1 protein-coding gene is annotated in these 1,068 nt (G+C 27.2%); it reads right to left on the reverse strand.

Annotated features, from left to right (window positions below; translation table 11 throughout):
* Window positions 1-384: 384 nt before the first annotated feature.
* Window positions 385-984 (reverse strand): hypothetical protein, encoded by a 600-nt coding sequence (locus tag DWX29_RS12485; RefSeq protein ID WP_117909051.1) that lies wholly within the window; start codon window positions 982-984, stop codon window positions 385-387.
* Window positions 985-1,068: the final 84 nt, after the last annotated feature.

Below are 1,068 nucleotides of genomic sequence, written 5' to 3' on the forward strand. Positions count from 1 at the left end.
AATTTTCCCTGCCGAATATTCTTTTCCTAAATAAATTGCAAATTCTCCATCTTTCATCAATATAGTCACCTCACTCTTTCTTTATTTAACTGGTATAAATTTATTATCTGCCTTACTATATATAGCCTTAAGTATTTCAGTTCCGTCTCTTTTTATCTCGAATAATTTAGCACCATCCATAATATCTAAATATTTCTTCAATCTAAATTCCGGTATTATCTCTCCATTTTCTGCCTTTGTAAACCCATTTCCGGTAAAAGGCGGATCTTCAGTTACTGTTTATAAGGCTTCCTTCTTTAGCTTCTGTCGGCTCCAGATTGCTGATTATTCTTGCAAGGTCACCTCCATACTTTTAAAATAATACGCAGTTATAGTTTTTATAATTTATAAAATATACACTTTAGCAATTTTATGAAATTCAATATCACTTTTAAAATTTGCTTTTATTTTTTCATAAAACAACTTTATATTTCTTAATTGCTCACAATAATTGTAAAAAACAATATATCCGCTTATTTTTGATACATTTTTCACTATATATTTGCCTCCAAATTTTACATCTATATTTTCATTGTTGTTTAAAATTGAGATTTTTTTAATGTCCTCAATTCCTATAGAATAAATATCGTCACTAAACCATAATCTAATACTGCATATTACTTCATCAAATTTATTTTTTTCTGCATAATTGCAAATATATTTTCTTTTCGATTCATCCATAGGATCATATGCTTTTTTGTATAAAACCGCCGCATATATTATTGCGGTCTCTATATCCGCTTCAATCACTAATTTTTTCTCATCTCTATGTACATCCAAAACATCATATTTATTATTAACATTTGCTTTTTTTATTTCAATATGATCTTCCGGATATATTTGCTTGCAATTATATAATATAATTTTATCTCTTATATTTTTTATAACACATTCTTTATCATTTAATAATGATTCAAACTCATTATTCAATCTCAATTCTTCCATCCTTAACACTCTCCGTATATTCTCATCTTTACAACAAACGCATTCCAAAACGAATATTGTCATTTCGAATGCGCTTGTCATAAT

The organism is Eubacterium sp. AF19-12LB (assembly GCF_003479125.1).
Classification (GTDB): domain Bacteria; phylum Bacillota; class Clostridia; order Lachnospirales; family Lachnospiraceae; genus Eubacterium_U; species Eubacterium_U album.